The 17,213-nt window shown below is 66.8% G+C and carries 18 protein-coding genes; 13 read left to right on the top strand and 5 right to left on the bottom strand.

The genetic code is table 11. The features are described from left to right. Nucleotides 1–334 precede the first annotated feature (334 nt). Entirely contained in the window at nt 335–1,408 is a 1,074-nt protein-coding gene (locus C3B61_RS11535) for a DNA polymerase IV (RefSeq protein ID WP_482764185.1), read from the bottom strand. A 32-nt stretch (nt 1,409–1,440) separates the two neighbouring features. Then, nucleotides 1,441–2,154: a hypothetical protein gene (locus tag C3B61_RS11540; protein ID WP_244285916.1), complete on the bottom strand. Its 714-nt coding sequence runs from the start codon at nt 2,152–2,154 to the stop codon at nt 1,441–1,443. Nucleotides 2,155–2,307: 153 nt separating this feature from the next. On the opposite strand from C3B61_RS11540, the gene C3B61_RS11545 reads away from it, so the two are divergent. The 12 genes from C3B61_RS11545 to trxA all read left to right on the top strand — a co-directional run bounded on the left by C3B61_RS11545 (nt 2,308) and on the right by trxA (nt 15,148). After that, nucleotides 2,308–5,706 carry an nSTAND1 domain-containing NTPase gene (locus C3B61_RS11545; protein ID WP_103460743.1) on the top strand — a complete coding sequence of 1,133 codons (3,399 nt, stop codon included), beginning with the start codon at nt 2,308–2,310 and terminating at the stop codon, nt 5,704–5,706. A 51-nt stretch (nt 5,707–5,757) separates the two neighbouring features. Then, the gene (arr, locus tag C3B61_RS11550) at nt 5,758–6,186 is read left to right on the top strand and encodes an NAD(+)--rifampin ADP-ribosyltransferase (RefSeq protein WP_103460744.1); all 429 of its coding nucleotides are present in this window, start codon (nt 5,758–5,760) and stop codon (nt 6,184–6,186) included. A gap of 15 nt (nt 6,187–6,201) precedes the next feature. Further along, the gene (locus tag C3B61_RS11555) at nt 6,202–6,966 is read left to right on the top strand and encodes a GAF and ANTAR domain-containing protein (RefSeq protein WP_103460746.1); all 765 of its coding nucleotides are present in this window, start codon (nt 6,202–6,204) and stop codon (nt 6,964–6,966) included. Continuing rightward, entirely contained in the window at nt 6,959–7,672 is a 714-nt protein-coding gene (locus C3B61_RS11560) for a GAF and ANTAR domain-containing protein (RefSeq protein WP_103460748.1), read from the top strand. Before C3B61_RS11555 ends, C3B61_RS11560 begins: the two co-directional genes overlap by 8 nt. Before the next feature lie 23 nt (nt 7,673–7,695). Then, on the top strand, nt 7,696–8,352 hold the full coding sequence (locus C3B61_RS11565; protein ID WP_103460750.1) for an IMPACT family protein: 657 nt from the start codon (nt 7,696–7,698) through the stop codon (nt 8,350–8,352). Between the two features lie 58 nt (nt 8,353–8,410). Beyond that, nucleotides 8,411–9,049 carry a dihydrofolate reductase family protein gene (locus tag C3B61_RS11570; RefSeq protein ID WP_103431471.1) on the top strand — a complete coding sequence of 213 codons (639 nt, stop codon included), beginning with the start codon at nt 8,411–8,413 and terminating at the stop codon, nt 9,047–9,049. Then, the gene (locus C3B61_RS11575) at nt 9,049–9,600 is read left to right on the top strand and encodes a phosphatase PAP2 family protein (RefSeq protein WP_103460752.1); all 552 of its coding nucleotides are present in this window, start codon (nt 9,049–9,051) and stop codon (nt 9,598–9,600) included. Before C3B61_RS11570 ends, C3B61_RS11575 begins: the two co-directional genes overlap by 1 nt. Then, a complete protein-coding gene (locus C3B61_RS11580; RefSeq protein WP_165791158.1) occupies nt 9,597–10,565 on the top strand; it encodes a diacylglycerol/lipid kinase family protein in 969 nt (322 codons plus the stop codon). Before C3B61_RS11575 ends, C3B61_RS11580 begins: the two co-directional genes overlap by 4 nt. Nucleotides 10,566–10,637: 72 nt before the next feature. Then, entirely contained in the window at nt 10,638–11,252 is a 615-nt protein-coding gene (locus tag C3B61_RS11585; protein ID WP_103460756.1) for a CueP family metal-binding protein, read from the top strand. Nucleotides 11,253–11,353: 101 nt separating this feature from the next. Then, nucleotides 11,354–12,376, top strand: a complete 1,023-nt coding sequence (locus C3B61_RS11590; RefSeq protein WP_103460758.1) for an NYN domain-containing protein — start codon at nt 11,354–11,356, stop codon at nt 12,374–12,376. 201 nt (nt 12,377–12,577) lie between these two features. After that, nucleotides 12,578–14,617, top strand: a complete 2,040-nt coding sequence (locus tag C3B61_RS11595) for a glucose PTS transporter subunit IIA (protein WP_088455402.1) — start codon at nt 12,578–12,580, stop codon at nt 14,615–14,617. A gap of 147 nt (nt 14,618–14,764) precedes the next feature. Continuing rightward, complete coding sequence (gene trxA / locus C3B61_RS11600; RefSeq protein ID WP_103460760.1) at nt 14,765–15,148, top strand: thioredoxin; 384 nt, start codon at nt 14,765–14,767, stop codon at nt 15,146–15,148. A 55-nt stretch (nt 15,149–15,203) separates the two neighbouring features. On the opposite strand, the gene C3B61_RS11605 is transcribed toward trxA, so the two are convergent. Beyond that, nucleotides 15,204–15,854, bottom strand: coding sequence for an acetoacetate decarboxylase family protein (locus C3B61_RS11605; protein WP_103460762.1), 651 nt, complete (start codon nt 15,852–15,854; stop codon nt 15,204–15,206). Between the two features lie 59 nt (nt 15,855–15,913). Here C3B61_RS11605 and C3B61_RS11610 point away from each other — a divergent pair, with 59 nt between their 5' ends. Beyond that, entirely contained in the window at nt 15,914–16,849 is a 936-nt protein-coding gene (locus C3B61_RS11610; RefSeq protein WP_103460765.1) for an alpha/beta hydrolase fold domain-containing protein, read from the top strand. Here the strand turns inward: C3B61_RS11610 and C3B61_RS19710 are convergent. Together C3B61_RS19710 and C3B61_RS19715 are read right to left on the bottom strand one after the other, a co-directional pair. Then, entirely contained in the window at nt 16,815–16,979 is a 165-nt protein-coding gene (locus tag C3B61_RS19710) for a hypothetical protein (RefSeq protein WP_165787965.1), read from the bottom strand. The two genes, C3B61_RS11610 and C3B61_RS19710, sit on opposite strands and share 35 nt — an antisense overlap. 56 nt (nt 16,980–17,035) lie before the next feature. Next, the gene (locus tag C3B61_RS19715) at nt 17,036–17,200 is read right to left on the bottom strand and encodes a hypothetical protein (protein ID WP_165787966.1); all 165 of its coding nucleotides are present in this window, start codon (nt 17,198–17,200) and stop codon (nt 17,036–17,038) included. Between the last annotated feature and the right edge of the window lie 13 nt (nt 17,201–17,213).

Below are 17,213 nucleotides of genomic sequence, written 5' to 3' on the forward strand. Positions count from 1 at the left end.
GTTGGCTCAAGCCTTGTCGGACGTTCGAGCAGACATCGAGAGAGGCCAGCGCGGGTTCTAGGGGTTTAGGCGGTCAAGAGTGCGGGTCTGAGCATCAAGAATGCTTCGTCGAGCAATTGCCGAGATGACACGTCGCCGCCGCGGTGCACCCACTCGGCTGAGCAGACGTCCAGGCAAGTCAGGGCGCACAGGGTGACCGCCCGCGCCTGGTAATGCCGATCCGCCTCGGGACCAGTCAGGGCGTCAGCGACCAGCGGCTCGAGGACGGTCATCCAAGCCAGGTGCTTCTCCGTGTCATCGATTCCAGGCCTTGCGCCAGGCGGGAACGTCGCTGTCACCAACCGCCACGCGTCGGCGTATGGCCCTGTCGGGCGTCGTCGGGCATCGCCATCTCGGCTCGCAGGCCCAGGAGCCGGATCGGACGGCCCGCTTCGATCCCGGCCGCGAGATCCAGGGCCCCCGCGAGGATTTCGCTCCGGTCAGATGTGTCGGGGATCTTTCTCGCGCGTGTCGTGGTGACGAACGGCGCATAGCGAATCTTGAGGGTCAGCCCGATGACTGGCCGCCCTTCGGCCAGGACATCCTCGAGCACCCGCGCCGTCAGCTCACGCACGGCGTCGTCCACCTGGGCGGGGTCGGTCAGGTCGCGTTGGAAGGTGGTCTCCCGGCTATGCCCGCGGGCGACCCACGGGGTGTCATCCACAACACTGGCACCGTCCCCGCGTCCGAGTTCCGCGTACCACGGCCCCATCTTGGGCCCGAACTCCGGGATCAGGTGCTGGGGGTCGGTCGAAGCGAGTTCGGCGACGGTTTTGATACCGAGTTTCGCCAGCCGGCCAGACACTTTGCTTCCCACGCCCCACAGATCCTTGGTGGGCCGGCTGCCCAAGACACCGAGCCAGTTCCCGGCCGTGAGACGGAAGACGCCGGCCGGCTTGGCAAAACCGGTGGCGACCTTGGCGCGGACCAGAGTGTCGCCGATGCCCACACTGCACTGCAGCAGAGTCCGCTCCAGAACGGCAGCCTGCACCTGGCGGGCGTAGCTTTCCGGATTCTCGGTCTTTATGCCGACAAAGGCTTCATCCCAACCCAACACCTGCACGGTGGCTCCGGGCTGCGCACGCAGGGCAGCCATCACAGTTTCCGACGCCGCGAGGTACGCCTCCTGATCAACCGGCAGGATCACGGCGTCGGGCACCTTGCGGGCCGCAATGCGCAGGGGCATCCCGGAGCCCACGCCAAACGCCCTGGCTTCGTAAGAGGCGGTCGACACCACCGCTCGTTCCGTGGGGTCACCCCGACCGCCGACGATGACCGGCCGGCCGGCAAGTTCCGGTCGTCGGAGCACTTCGACCGCCGCAATGAACTGGTCAAGATCGACGTGCAGTATCCAGGGGATTCCGCTCACGCCGCCAGTCTGCCCCGACCTCGTCGAGAGTGTCACTCTTCACGGACGAACTCGATCGAATCGAAGACGGCGCGCGCCTCTTCCGTCAACTCGTCAGTGACCGATTGGAACTCACCCACCGCGAAGAGAGCGAGCTCGCCATTCAGGTCGAGCACCCGCTCGGTCTCGCGTTCGGTCACCATTGAGTACCCGCGTGTGCAGTCGGTGGCCTGTTCCGACCAGAGGCAGACGTGTTCCTTGCCGCAGTCGTTGATGTTGATGCCGTTCTCGACGGAGTAGTCGAACTCGAAGCCTGAATAGTCGCCCATCACGACCTCAACCGGCGGTGTGGTCTCCGTTGAAGCCTGCGCCGTCATCGCAGCGACAAAGGCCTCAGGCGACGGGTCTACGGCGACGAGCGCGTTCTGCCAGGCGCAGGCATCCGTCGGCACATAGCCGGGGCTCAGGAAATTCACGAAGACCTCCCAATCCTTCAGGACACCCCAGCCGAAGGATTCCCAGCCGTCTGGAACGGTGACCTCGAAGGGTGCTGTGAAGCCGTAGACGACGTAGGTGCCGGCGTCGATGGCACCGGTCGCCGGCAGCGGTTTGGTCGTTTCAGTCTCCGCGGTCGGTGCGGGGGCGGGCGTCTCGGCCGCTGCGGTGCAGGCCGCGAAACCGGCGCACGCCAGCAGGGCGACCACGACACCCGCCAGCGGCGAGCGCGTCCGATGAGTGGCGCCGGAGCGCCGGGATGATGTCCACATGTCTGATCCTTCCGTTCGGACCGTGCAGCGAGATGGCTGCAAAGTCAGTAAAGGACGCGCCGATATCAGCTGAATACCGGAAGCCCAGCCGGCCGGTATCGGCCCGATATCGGCCGTCTTGACTGATGTCGGAGGCGAGCGCACAGTGGCGTCATGGAGATACGCGTCCTTGGATCGCTGACTCTTGACGACGGTCGGATTCCTCTTGCTCCGCGCGATCGTGCGGTGATGAGTGCGCTCACGGTCCGCCTCGGTGAATCCCTGTCGGTCGAGTCCCTCGCGGCGGCGCTCTGGGGCGACAACTTGCCCGCGTCGTGGTCGCACGTCATTCCTGGATGCATCATGCGGTTGCGCCGGCTGATCGCACCGGCGCAGATCGAGACCACCGCACTCGGATACCGGCTGTCCGCGGAGCACCTCACGGTCGACGCCGATCAGTTCGAGCGACTCGTTGCGCGGGGCACTCAGCAACTGGAGCTCGGTGAACCCGAGCGTGCCACGCATACGTTTTCGGAGGCGCTCGCGCTGTGGCGAGGTGAGCCCTTCGTCGACCTCATTGACTGGGCGCCGGCAGAGATCGAGTCCGGTCGTCTCGAGGAGATGCGGTTGGGGGTCGAGGAGCTCCTCCTCGACGCACGGCTCCAGGCCGGCGAGGTTCAGGAGGTCGCCGCATTGGCGCGCGCCCGCGTCGCCGAAGCTCCACTGCGGGAGCGACGATGGGTGGTGCTGAGCGTGGCGCAATATCGCCAGGGGCGGCAGGCGGAGGCCATCGCCACCGTACGCAGGGCGCGAGGGCTTCTCGCTTCCGAGCTGGGGCTGGATCCGTGCACGGAGCTCGCTGAGCTTGAACAAGCTATCCTCCGGCAAGATCCATCCCTGCTGTCCGACCGAGTGTTCCGGCCCGGGAGTACCGAGTGTCCGTACTTCGGTCTGCCTCACGCGCGCGTGGAGGACGCCGAGCGGTACTTCGGTCGCGAGCGGGAGCTGTCCGGGGCGCTGCGAGCGCTCGACGAACACGGCGTGCTGCTCGTCACCGGCTCATCGGGTGTCGGCAAGTCCTCGTTCGTCAGGGCGGGGATCGGCGCGGAGATGATCGCCCGCGGCAGAGAAGTCGCCATCGTGACGCCCGGCGAGCATCCGATCGATGCACTGCGCGATGTTGGTCTCACGCCCGGAAACTCACTGCTCATCGTTGATCAATGCGAGCACGCGTTCGCCGCGGACGACCCCGCCGAGATTCGGGAGTTCTTCGGCGCCCTGCAGCGCATGGTCTACCGTGGCCTGCTCGTCATCGCGATCCGCGCAGACCGTCTCGGCGACTTGGCCGATCACGACGGCTTTGCCGGGATCATTCAGTCGCACATGCTCATGCTCACCGCGCTCGGCCCCGACGGGCTCCGGGCCGTGATCGAAAAGCCCGCGGAGCAGGCCGGGCTCATCCTGGAGCCGGGCCTCGTCGAGATCCTCGTCCGCGACGCCGATGGGCGAAACCTTCCGCTGCTGTCCCACGCCCTGCGCCAGGTGTGGGCACGGCGTGAGGGCCGCGTCCTGACCGTCGACGCCTATCGGGCATCCGGTGAGATCAAGGGCGCCGTCGCGAAGACGGCTGAAGAGGTCATCGCCGCGCTCCCGGCTGAGGACAGGCATTTGCTGCGCGACATCCTCCTCCGACTCGTCGAAGCGTCCGCGGACGGTGCGGTCGTAGCTCGTCGGATTGAACGCTCACGGATTTCGATCGACGACGCCCACGCGAGGATCGTCGATCGGTTGGTCGATGCGCGCCTGCTCACCACCGACGAGGAATCGGTGCAGTTGTCGCACGAAGCACTCGCACGGGAATGGCCCCGGTTGAAGGACTGGCTAGCGGACGATGTCGAGGGCCAGCGGATCATGCGACATCTTGGAGCCGCGGCCGCCGCCTGGGATGCGATGGGACGACCCGAAAGCGAGCTCTATCGCGGCGGCCGGCTGACGGCGACCCAGCATTGGAGGGATGCGGCCGATCCCGCACTCACGCCGGTCGAGCGAGACTTCCTCAACGCGGCGGCTGAGCAGGAGTCCGCCGGACTCGAGGCCGCCCAAAGGCAGCTGCGGAAAGAGCGCCGGATGGTGCGACGTCTGAAATGGGTGTCGGCCGGCGCGGCGGGTCTCGCGGTCCTCGCTGTCACGGCGGGCCTCATCGCGGGCTTCCAGACGAACCTCGCGGGCGAGCGTGCGACGGTTGGGGAGGCACGCCGCGTCGCCGCGTCGGCGCTCGAGGAGCCGCACTTCGATCGCGCGCTGCTGCTCGCGGTCGAGGCCATCCAGCTCTGGGACAGTTCCGAAACACGTGTCAATCTTGTGCGGGTCTTCGCGCGCGCGCCCCGCTTGACGAGCATCATTCGTATCCAGGAAGACGGTGTGGCTGCGAAGAGCATGTCGGTCGCGGAGAACGGGACTCGAGCAGCGGTGATCGATAGCGATGACGATGTGCGCCTCTTCGATCTTGACAGCCGCTCGCAGCTCGGCGAATACGGCCCCTTCGGCGGGAATGTGGTGTCATCGGCCGTCGACCCCGCTTCGGGCACCGTCGCGTACAGCGCCACCTCGGACCTGTGTAGCGTCCTCCCCTGCCCTAGTGGGCGAACGGGAACAGTGGATCTCGCGGACGGAGGACGCTCGTCCGTGATGACCTTTGCGGGCCTGGCTGGGACAGCGGCGGATGTCGAGTACTCCGCCGACGGATCCCTGTTCGCTGCGCTCGCGGCGACACGCCCGTTCGAGCCGTCTGGGAGGGTCGCCCTGTGGCGAGGCGGAGGGGAGAACCCGTCCGGCCCGACAATCCTGAGTTTGGACGTGAGCGGTTCAGAGCTCGCCGCCCCAATCGGGTGGGTCGGCCAGTTCGGCGCGGTGAAGTTCTCGCCGGACGGTTCGCGGCTGTACGCCAGCCGATTCGGACCGACCGTGGTGTACGAGACGACATCGGGTGCCGTGCTGGATCGGATCGCCGGCGCCGGGATTCTGGCCGTCAGCCCGGACGGCCGTCGGATCGCGGTCCGCGATGGCTTACTCGCGGCGCGCATCGTCGACTCGTCCGGGGGCGCAGCGCCCGTCACCGTCCCGCTGACTGACTTTCCATCGGTGGCCGATTTCAGCCCTGACGGCAGTCACCTCGCTGTCGCCGCCGGCACCGGCGTCGTGGTGTTCAACACCGAGACCGGAGACGTTGCCGAGTCGCTTCGTAATCACGAAGGCGCGGTCACCGCGGTCGAGTACCGGCCGACCGGTGAGCTGGTGGCCGCCGGGGAGGACGGCGCGATCATCACGTGGGACCTCGGCGACTGGTCGGCGGGTTTTCGCACCGACCAATTCGTCGTGCGGAGGTCGGCCGGCGCGGAGAGCAGCGAACGTACCCTGGCTCTTGAACGATCCGATGGGAGTACGCAGGTGGTCATCGCCGACCCGGCGGCCTGGGAGGAACGCGCGTGTCAGGTCGCGGGACGGGTACTGACCGAACAGGAGTGGGGAGAGCTCCTGGGCGCTCGGCCCTACTCGCCGGCCTGCCGCGATTGATCCCCGCCGTCAGCCGATTCGCGCGTAGGTTGGAAACGGATTGGGGGCCTCATGACCGGTGAACCGATACCCTTCGAAGCGCACGAAACGGGTGCGCTGTTCCACGGCACGAAAGCCGACCTGGCGGCGGGTGAACTCCTGATTCCGGGCCGTCGTTCGAACTTCGGCGGCGGACGGAGCGCGAACCACGTCTACGTGACCGCCACACTGGATGCGGCAACCTGGGGCGCCGAACTGGCCGCCGGCGAGGGCCGTGGTCACATCTACATCGTGCAACCGCTGGGCCCTCTCGAAGACGATCCCAATGTGACCGACAAGAAGTTCCCCGGCAATCCGACCCGGTCATACCGCACCCGGGAGCCGGTGAAGGTCATCGGTGAGCTCACGGACTGGGTCGGACACACACCCGAACAGCTGCAAGCCATGCGGGACGGCCTTGCTGAGCTGGAGCGTCAGGGTATTGCCGTCATCTACGACTAACCGCGCCAGAATGCAATGGGTTGGCTAGCCGATCTCTGCCGCGTACTCTGGCAAAAAACAGGAGGAATAGCAGTGATGGCGAATGATCCGTTCCTGATGGCATCGGATGCCCTGTCCGATAGCGGAGCCCGGATCTCCGAGCTTGCCCGCCCATTCCTGCGGTTTCTGCCCATTTCTGGCGCCTCGATCTCGACCTTCGGATCGTTTCTTGGCGCCGAAACAATTTCAGCCACGGATGCCCGCGCCGGGCGTGTGGATGAACTGCAATTCGACCTCGGTGAAGGTCCGTGCTGGGACGCATTGGTCAACCGGGAACCTGTTCTCGAACCCGACCTTGCCTCCACGACCAGCGTCTCCTGGCCGGCCTTCCTGGACGCCATTCGTGAGGAGGAGATCGGGGCGATCTTCGCCTTTCCGCTTCTCTTCGGCCCTCTGGAGATCGGCGCCGTCGACCTGTACTCCATAGACCCGGTCTCCCTCACCCCCGAGCAACAGGGGCAGACGCTCGCCCTCTCAGCCCTGGTGAGCCGGATTATCCTGCGCCACGCCATCAGCACCGACAGCATCCCCGACGATACGACGACATTCTCACGGCGACTCATCCATCAGGCGACGGGCATGGTCCTCGCCCAACTCGGAACGACCGCCGAGGACGCACACCTGAGCATCCAGGCGCGGGCCTTCGCCGAGAATCGTCCGATGCGCCAGATCGCCCAGGACGTCATCGAACGGCGGACCCGCTTCACCGCGCTGACCGAGCCGGGCCGATCCCATGAATGAAACGACCCGCCTCGAATTACTCTTTGATGCCTTCGCCACCTTCGCGGACACCCTCGTTGTCGGATATGACATCCTCGATCTCTTGCAAACCCTGGTGGAGACCTGCCGCGATCTCCTCGACGTCGATTCCGCCGGAATTCTCCTGGCCAATGCCGCAGACAAGCTCGAGGTCGTCGCCTCCACCAGCGAGGCGAACACCCTCGTGGAAGTGATGCAAATCGACGCTGACGCGGGGCCCTGCCTGGAGTGCTTCCGCACCCGTGCCGTGGTGTCCTTGCCGGACATCGACGTCGGTTCCTCCCGCTGGGCAGCGTTCTGCGAAACCGCCCGCTCGCAGGGCATCCACTCGGTCTATGCCATCCCCCTGCGACTCCGGGAGACGACAATCGGCACATTGAATCTCATGCGGAACGAGCGCGGGGAGCTCAATCAGTACGATATCCGGGCCGCACAGGCCCTCGCCGACGTGGCGACCATCGGCATCCTGCAGGAGCGCACCATCCGTGATGCCTCAACGCTTCGCGATCAGCTGCAGAAAGCCCTCTCAAGCCGGATCATCATCGAGCAGGCCAAGGGCGTCGTCGCGGAAACCGCAAATGTGTCGATTGAGATGGCTTTCGACCTCATTCGCCGACACGCCCGTTCGCACCAGACGTCCCTGAGCCTGGTCGCGCAAAGTCTCGTCGCCCGGGAGCTCAGCCTCTGATCCAACTGCGCGAGACTGGGCACATGTCTGATCTCACTCTGCGCGGCGGCCTCGGCAGCCATGTTGAGGCCGAAATCGACGTCAAACGATCCAGATTCCTCTGCAGTCTCGTCAGGATCGACACCGAGGATGCCGCGCGTGCGGCGATCGACGAGGCACGCAAGAAGCATTGGGGCGCTCGCCACCACTGCTCGGCATTCGTGATCGGGCCGCGGGGCACCCCCGATCAGGTGCGCCGCTCGAATGACGACGGGGAACCATCCGGAACCGCGGGGCGCCCCATGCTGGAGGCGCTGTCGGGACGCGGATTGGTCGACTGCCTGGCTGTCGTTACTCGGTACTTCGGTGGCACGCTCCTCGGTGCCGGCGGTCTGGTGCGCGCCTACTCGGACGCCGTGACCACCACCATCGATCGGGCCCAGTCCCTCGGGGCGCTCGTGGAACGCGAACGCCGTGAGTTGTTCACGCTCACCCTCCCCCATGCGGATGCGGGCCGCGTCGAGGCCGAGTTGCGCCAGCGCGGTGTGCTCATCCTGGGCACGGACTATGGGCAGGACGCCGTGCTGCACATCGCCGATGATGACGCCGAGCGGCTCGCCGCGATAGTCGCCCACGTAACGGCCGGAAGCGAACACCTGGAGAGCCTCGGCCACGAATGGGTCGACGTCGAACCCGCCTGACGCCCTGCCGGGGCAACAGAGGCCTACAGTGGGCTGCATCGCGCCGAAGGGAGATCATATGTCCGGTCGGATTCACATCGACCACTTCACCACCCTCGACGGGGTCGCCCAGGCTCCCGGCGGTCCCGACGAAGACACGGATAGCGAATTCGCGTTCGGCGGGTGGCAGGCGCCCCTGCTCGACGACACCGTCGGCGCCCAGGTCGACGCCGGGATCCAGGCCATGGACGCGCTGCTACTTGGGCGGCGTACCTACGACATCTTCGCGGCGTACTGGCCTCATCAACTCGACGGGCCCGCCGCCGGAATCGCCCGCACGTTCGACTCGATCCCCAAGTACGTGGCGTCGCGGGGCTCGCCGGAACTCGGCTGGCGCGACTCGCACCTGCTCGGCCGCGATCTCGCCCGGGAGCTGACCGCGCTGCGCAAGCGGCACCGGGAAATCCACGTGATCGGAAGCATCGATTTCGCCCGCACCCTGGTCGCCGATGGCCTGTTCGACCAGCTGAACCTGTGGGTATATCCGATCGTGGTCGGGGCTGGCAAGAGACTGTTCCCCGACGACGGACCCCCGATGGCCCTGGAGCTGCTCGGCGCCGAGCCGGCCTCGGAGAAGGGAGCGGTTCTCCTCCGGTACGGTCCGACGGGTTCGGTGCCGGCGACGGGCGACATGAGCCGAGAGGATCTCGACACCTGATGCCAGCGGCAAGGGTGCGACCAGCGCGCGCCATCCGGGCCCTTGACCACACGATGTTCGATCGTGTGGGCCGGCCCACGTCGGCCCGGTTCGATCGATCCATGGTCGGCCTGTCCTCGCTTGCCGATCACGGAAAGCTCTGGGCGGCAGCCGGCGCCGTCCTGGTGGCAACCGGCCACCGGTCCGCCGCCGCGCGCGGCATCACAGCGCTCAGTATCGCGAGCCTCACCGCCAACCTCTTCGGCAAGCAGTTTTTCGGCGGATCACGCCCCCTGCTCAGTCGTGTTCCCCGTCGTCGTCGGCTTCCGCGGCCACCTACCTCGGCGACGTTCCCCTCCGGCCACAGCGCCAGCGCCTTCGCCTTCGCGGTGGGGGCATCGCTTGATGACCCCAGGCTCGCCATGGTGTTCGTGCCGATGGCCGTGGCCGTGGCGTATTCCCGTCTGCACACCGGCTCACACTGGTTTTCCGACGTGGTCGGTGGAGCCCTGCTGGGGACGGCCATCGCGGCGGCCGACGCCGCCCTCCACCGCCGTCGGGCAGCGTTGTGACCGGCGAGGGGCTCCGACCTGCGCCCACCGGCGCCGGCCTGTTCCTCGTGATCAATCCGCACTCCGGCCAAACCAAGCGACGGCCGGACCCGAAACCAATCCTGGACAGCGAAATGCCCGACGCCGTTGTGCATGTCCTCGGCAAGGGCGAGCGCATCTCCGACGTGATGCGTGCTGCCGTGGGCTCGACCACCCCGCCCACCATCCTGGGCGTGTACGGCGGCGATGGTTCCGTCGCCGCAGCGGCAGAGGTCGCGTTCGAGACCCACCTGCCCCTGCTCGTGTTGCCGGGTGGCACTCTCAACCACTTCGCGCTCACGGTCGGGATTCCCGATCTCGCGACGGGCATCGCTGCCGCGCAAGCAGGAACCGGATCCGCGGTTGACCTCGCAGAAATCGACTTCGGCGATCGCGGCAGGGTCCTCGCGCTCAACACCCTCAGCGTGGGCGTGTACCCCCGGTTCGTCCAGTTCCGCACCAGGATGGAGCCCACCATCGGCCGGCCGTTGGCGACACTCGCCGCCGCGCTACGTGCCGCATTCACTGCCGCGCCCCTCGACGGCAGTCTTGACGGCCAGGAACTTCGCGTCTGGTCGATGTTCATCGGAGTCGGGCGCTACGCCCCGCCCCGAGGCGCCCCACTGAAACGGCAGGGATTCGACGACGGGGTCCTGGATGTCCGGATCCTGCGCTCCACAGCCCGATCCCGCGGACGTGGGTTCCTCTCCCTACTGTCCAGCCGGACCCGCAGTCTCACCGACCACGGTCCGGAGCCGATGTTCCACGCTCCACGGCACAGCCTCGTGTTCACGCGAACGGCAATCACCCTGCGGTCCAACACCGACAGCGCCCAGTTCTACGCGCATGACGGGGAAGTTCAGAAGGCGCCACCGTTCATCCCCGGCGGTACGCGCGCGGTGACCGTGCGCGTACTACCGGCGGCAATCGAGATCTACCGCCCGTGAGAACGCTGAGTATCCGCGCCACTAGGACCTTTGTCGCTGGGACCGGCGACCGGTCGGCAGCACGCTGGAGACATGATCCGTTCACGATTCGCAGCGAGCCTTGGCACGCTAGTCCTCCTTGTCTCCGTCGCGGCCTGCTCCAGCGGCGGCGAGAGCACCCCCACACCGACCGCTCCGGACAGCCCGGTCGGGCTGGGCGTGGATGCCGAGTCGATGCTCGCCGAGTTCGACATCGCGGCGCCCGCCAACGTGGAGGACCTCATCGAGCAGCTCCAGTCGCAGCCACTGGCCGAGCGCCCGGCCGGCCTGATGGCCTCCGTGCGGGTCAACGAGCTACTGCTCTCCAGCGGGGACGACGAGGTGGGCGTCCCCCTCCCGACCGACGACTTCCACCTCTCCGTCGCGCCCTATCTGAACGACACTCACGACTGCTACTTCCACTCGCTGACGACCTGCGTCGGGGAACTCGCCGACGAGGAGCTGCAGGTGACGATCACCGACGACGCCAACAACGAGGTGTTCCTCGACGAGACCGTCACCACGTTTGAGAACGGATTCTTCGATGTGTGGCTCCCGGCCGGGCGCGAGCTCACGATGCGCATCGACGACGGTGAGAACACCGCAGAGGTGCCGGTCGGCACCGGCGCGGACGATCCCACCTGTGTCACCACGGTGCAACTGAGTTGACCGACCGCGGGCGCTCCGAGTTGCTCTCGCCGCACCACGCGCACCAGACTGGAACCACCGGATCGCTATTGAGTTTTCCGCCTGTGGCTAAGGAGCTCACCATGACCGAACCGAACGACGCACGCGTAGGCCTGTACATCGACTTCGACAACATCGTCATCTCGCGCTATCAGCAGCTGCACGGCCGCAACGCCTTCCAGCGCGACGGCATCCGCAACTTCGACAAGACGAGCCGGGATGCCGACCCCGAGGTCGCCGCCCGGCTGGCCGCCGCGACGGTGGACTTCAACGCCATCATCGACTTCGCCGCATCCTTCGGCACGCTGGTCGTCAACCGCGCATACGCCGACTGGTCGGTGCCCGTGAACGCTAGCTACCAGCGCCAGCTGATGTCCCGCGCGGTGGACCTCACTCAGCTGTTCACCACCACCACCCGGGGAACGAAGAACGGCGCCGACATCCGTCTGGCCGTCGACGTGGTCGAAGACCTCTTTCGGCTGCCCGATCTCACCCATGTCATCATCATCGCCGGTGACTCCGACTACATCGCCCTCGCCCAGAAGTCGAAGCGGCTGGGCCGCTTCGTCGTCGGCATCGGTGTCGCCGGGTCCACCAGCACCTCTCTCGCGGCCGCGTGCGACGAGTTCGAGGACTACGACTCGCTGCCCGGAATCGTGAAGGTCACCGCGAACGCCGACGCCGACACCGCCCGTGCGGACAAGCCCAAGGGTGGCCGCCGAGCTGCCGAACCCGTTGAGGTGGAGCCCGCACCGCCGGCCAGCACGACCCGCAAGCTCACGACAATCCCGATGTTCTCGCACACCGACGATTCCCCCTACGACGAGCCGGAAACGGCCGAAGACATCGACCCGCAGTCGCTCGCGACGGAGCTCCTCGTTCGTGCGCTGCAGATCGGTCACGCCAAGGGCGATGACGACGAGTGGCTGAACACGGGCACGGTCAAGAACCAAATGCGTCGGATGGACCCGTCTTTCAACGAGAAGCCGCTCGGCTTCCGCTCCTTCACCGACTTCCTCTCCTCACGCAGCGACCTGGCCGAGCTGGCCGAGGACGGCTCGCAGCGCCTCATCCGGCTGCGCCCGGAGGCGAACGCCGGACACTGAGCCGTCGGCGTTTCGGGCCCCGCGGCGGGCCCATACCCCCACCTTGCGGGACTAACGACCCAGCGCGGGCCGCGCTGAGCGTGTAAATTCAACTGTTGTGTGAAATTTAACAGGAGAAACTCAGTCGGCTAACCCGGTTCGACTGAGCTGTGTACCAAGCGGGAACCACGCGTTTGGCATCCACACCGTAAGGAGATTCAGGTGGCGTCCTCGCCCGCTAAAGACATTATTGAGAGCATCGGAGGGGCCGCGAATGTCGTCGCGCTCACTCACTGTGCCACCCGACTGCGCTTCACACTGAAGGACGCATCGGGAATCGACCTGCCGACTGTTGAGGGTATCCCCGCAGTCCTGGGTGCCGTTCCCCAGTCCGGCGACCGCTTCCAGGTCGTCATCGGCGGCGCGGTCGAGACCGTGTACAACGAGATCCTGGCTCTGCCCGAGATGAAGAAGGTCGGAACGGGCGAAAGCGCCGACGACATCAAGGCCGCCGAGCGCGCCAAGGGCCCCCGCGGCAAGTTCGCCGGGCTCGACACCTTCTTCGAGGTCCTCTCCGACTCCTTCCGCCCGATCCTGGGCGCGCTGCTGGGCGCTTCGCTGTTCATCACCTTCATGGCGCTGATGGCCACCCTCGGTGTCATCCCCGCATGGAACGCGCCGGGCGTCACCTTGGAACCGGGCTGGGCGTTCATCAACCTGATGTGGCAGGGCGTGTTCGTCTTCCTGCCCCTCATGGTCGCCTACAACGCCTCCAAGCGCCTCGGCGCCGACCCGTGGGTCGGCTTCGGCATCATGGCCGTCGTCATGCTGCCGGGCTTCTCCGCCCTGGCCGCCTCCGACGGAGCCCAGACCGTCTTCGACGGCAAGGCCGCCATCGTCTCGATCTTCGGCCTGCCGCTGACCGTCACCGACTACAGCTCGCAGGTCTTCCCGCCGCTGCTGATGGCTGCCGCTCTCGGTCTCCTCACCAAGGGCCTGAAGAAGATCATCCCGGCCAGCGTCCAGCTGATCTTCGTGCCGTTCCTGAGCATGCTCGTCATGATCCCCGTCACGGCCTTCCTCATCGGCCCGATCGGCGTCTTCGGCGGAGCGGCCATCGGCGAGTTCCTCAAGTCCATCAACGACTTCTCACCGCTCATCTTCGCCATTGTCATCCCACTGGCCTACCCGTTCATGGTTCCGCTGGGCCTGCACTGGCCGCTGAACGCCGTCATGCTGCTGAACATCCAGTCCTTGGGCTATGACTTCATCCAGGGCCCGATGGGCGCCTGGAACTTCGCCTGCTTCGGTGCCACGGCCGGCGTACTCTTCCTCGCCATCCGCGCCAAGAACAGCCAGATGAAGCAGACCGCGACGGGTGCTCTTGCCGCCGGTCTCCTCGGTGGTATCTCCGAACCGTCGCTATACGGCATCCACCTGCGGTTCAAGCGCATCTACCCGCGCATGCTCGTCGGTTGCCTCGTCGGTGGTGTCATCATCGGTCTCGGCGGTGGCGTCACGACCAACGCGTTCGTGTTCACCTCGCTGCTGACCATCCCGGCGTTCAACAACATCCCGTTGTACGCACTGGCCGTTGCCGCGTCGTTCTTCACCGCGATGATCCTCGTGATCCTCTCCGGCTACCTCTCGCCCGAGCAGAAGGCCGAAGCGGCCGCTCAGCTCGCCGCAGACACGGCTGCTGAAGAAGCCAAGCACGCGCCCGTCGCCCCGGTTGCCGCACCGGTTGCCGCTGCAGCTACCGCCGCACCTGCCGCCGGCGGCACGGCGACCATGGTCGCCACCGTCCTGGCCACGATCGGTTCGCCGGTCGCCGGCATCGTCGTCCCGCTCGCCGACGTTCCCGACCCCGTGTTCAGCAAGGGCATCGTCGGACTCGGCGTGGGCGTCGACCCGACCGAGAACACCGTGTACGCACCCGCCGCAGGCAAGGTCCTGGTCGCTCAGCCGACCGGACACGCCTTCGGACTGATGCTGGACGGCGGCATCGAAATGCTCATTCACGTGGGCATCGACACCGTCAACCTCGCCGGTAAGGGCTTCGACGTCAAGGTCAAGGCCGGCGACAGGGTCGAGGCGGGTACCCCGCTGGTGACCTTCGACCGCGCCGTGATCGAGGAAGCCGGCTACTCGCTGGTCACCCCGGTCCTGGTGACCAACCCGAAGAAGTTCGGCTCGATCGACCAGGCCGCTTCCGGCCAGGTGAGCGTCGGAAGCCCGCTTCTCACGGTGACCGCCAAGTAACACCCCGCACGAACAAAGGTGGGCAGAGATTTCTCTGCCCACCTTTGGTGTACCCGCCGGCGCCGGTCGCCGCCGCCCATGGAATACCGGGGAGGTGCCCACGGTTGTAACCAATTCGTCCGCGACAACCTCAGCAAGGAGACCTACATGAGCACCCTCGACGTGACCGAGACCACATTCGGCGAGACCCTGTCAGCCAACGACATTGTTCTGGTGGACTTCTGGGCCGACTGGTGCGGCCCGTGCAAGCAGTTCGCGCCGACCTATGCGGCGTCCTCCGAGCAGCACCCCGACGTGGTGTTCGCCAAGGTCGAGACCGAAGCCGAACAGCAGCTGTCCGCGGCCGCCGGCATCCAGTCGATCCCCACGCTGATGGCCTTCCGTGAGGGCGTCCTGGTGTTCTCCCAGCCCGGAGCGCTGCCGCCGGCGGCACTCGAGCAGGTCGTGACCGCGGTCAAGGCGTTGGACATGAACGATGTGCACCGTCAGGTGGCGGAGCAGAAGGCCGCCCAGCAGACCGCACAGGCCTGACCCCGCGGGCTGGACTGATACGCGGCGCGAGCCGCCGGGTCACCGCCCAGGTCTGTCATGACCGCCTCACATCCATGCCGAAGATGATCGCCGCATCGTGCACGGCAATGTTGAGCACCGGCCGGCGCCCGCTCAGGTAGCCCAGCGGGCCGTTCTCGGGAAAATGCCATGCCGCACGCAAACCCGCCATCCGGCCGATGACCCGGTTGTGTGACAGCGTCACCCGGCCGTCGAGGTCTTGCAGGACCGGCAGCGTGAGCTGGCGCATCCCGGGCAGCAAGGGCAGCCCGCGGCGAGCGCGCAGGCCCGCGACCGCGGCACCGTCGACCGACATGGTCATACTCGTGACACCCCTGCGGTCGCTCTGCCGAAACACGGCCAGGTGTTTGGGGATGCCCCAGAGGTCGCGCCCGCCGCGCACCGACGTGGGGCTATCGACCCAGATCTGCGGGATGGTCACGCGCAGGCCACCGCGCCCGAGACTCGGCACCGCCACCAGCAGCTCGTCGTAATCGAGCACCCCGCCGGGCAGATAACGCACAGCGGCGACCCCCACGACGACCCGTGAACCCAGACGCAGCGCGCGCCGCCCGCTCGGCAGCTCGAACCCGGCAGGCAGGCCGGCCGCCGGCACGAGGAACACCGACACGTTCAGGGAACCGCCGAGATACCAGGGCTCGGGCGGGTACCCGGTGCTGTCGGTCATGGGAGGTCCCTTCGCCTGGTGCAGGTCTCGTTTTCAGTGTGGCATGCAGAATGGATGGCATGGTCACCGTTCCGAGCAGCCTCATCGCCCCCGCTCTGCGTCTCATGCGCGCGAACCGCGTGTTCGCCACGGCCGACGGGGCGCGCCGCCGGGTGCGCGAGCTCGAACTCCGGCCGACCCCATACGGGCCACCGAGCAGAATGCGCCGAGATGTACGGATAGACGTTTCCAATCGGAGCTGGCCGGTCTACACCATCACCCCCTTCGGCAGCACCCCGACCGGAAGCGTGGTGTACGTGCACGGCGGCGGCTGGCTGAATCAGATCGCTGGGCAGCACTGGCATCTGGCCGCCCAGATCGCCGCGGAGGCGAACACCGTCGTCACGGTGCCGATCTACCCACTCGTGCCCTTCGGGACCGCAGCCGTCGTGGCCGCCGGAATCGTCGACCTCGTGCTGGATAACCTGCAGTGGTACGGCGCCACCTGCATCGCCGGGGATTCCGCCGGCGGCCAGATTGCCCTGTCCACCGCGCTCGCACTGCGGGATGAGCACGGCATCACGCTCCCCCAGACCGTCTTGGTCTCACCCGCCCTCGATCTCAGCTGGAGCAACCCGCGCATACCGGCCGTGCAGCCGAGCGACCCCTGGCTCGCCACTCCCGGCGGAGAAGTTCTGGCCCGCCTCTGGAAGGGCGACCGGGACATCCTGGACCCCGTGGTGAGTCCGTTGATGGGCGACCTGGCCGGGCTGGGACCGCTCACCCTGTTCAGCGGCTCCAGGGACGTGCTGAATCCGGATGCGCACCTACTCGTCGGCAAGGCCGCAGCAGCGGGGGTTGACCTGGATTTCCACGAGGCCGTGGGGCAGCTGCATGTGTACCCGTTGCTCCCCACGACGATCGGCGGCGATGCCCGTGCGACGATCGTGCACGCGCTGCGCCGGGGAGTGACCACACCGCTCAGCGTCGGCGAGACGCCACCTGCGCCCCGATAGCCAGGGTGAATGCGCCAAGCGCGGGGAGGAGGCCCAGCGCAGCGATCTCTCCGATCACGACAAAGCCCACCATCGACACGACAAAGAGCACTGCGGCGAGGAGCAGGCTGGCGATGGCAAGAATGCGCATGCGCCCATCCTGCTACATCGCCGTGAACTACACCCGGCCCGGCAGTTAACGGCGGATCAGTTGGGCCAGAGACCCGGCACGACGATCGCGAGCTTGCAACGCGGGCAGCGGTGGCAGGACTCGAGACCCTCGGCCGTGTCGACGCCGTCGGGGCTCATCTCGATGCCGCAGGCCGGGCAGAGCGGGCCGGGCTCGTCGAAATCGAATCCGTCGTCGTCCATAGGTGAGCTAAGC

The sequence above is a fragment of the Cryobacterium zongtaii genome, from assembly GCF_002909375.1.
Classification (GTDB): Bacteria; Actinomycetota; Actinomycetes; order Actinomycetales; family Microbacteriaceae; genus Cryobacterium; species Cryobacterium zongtaii.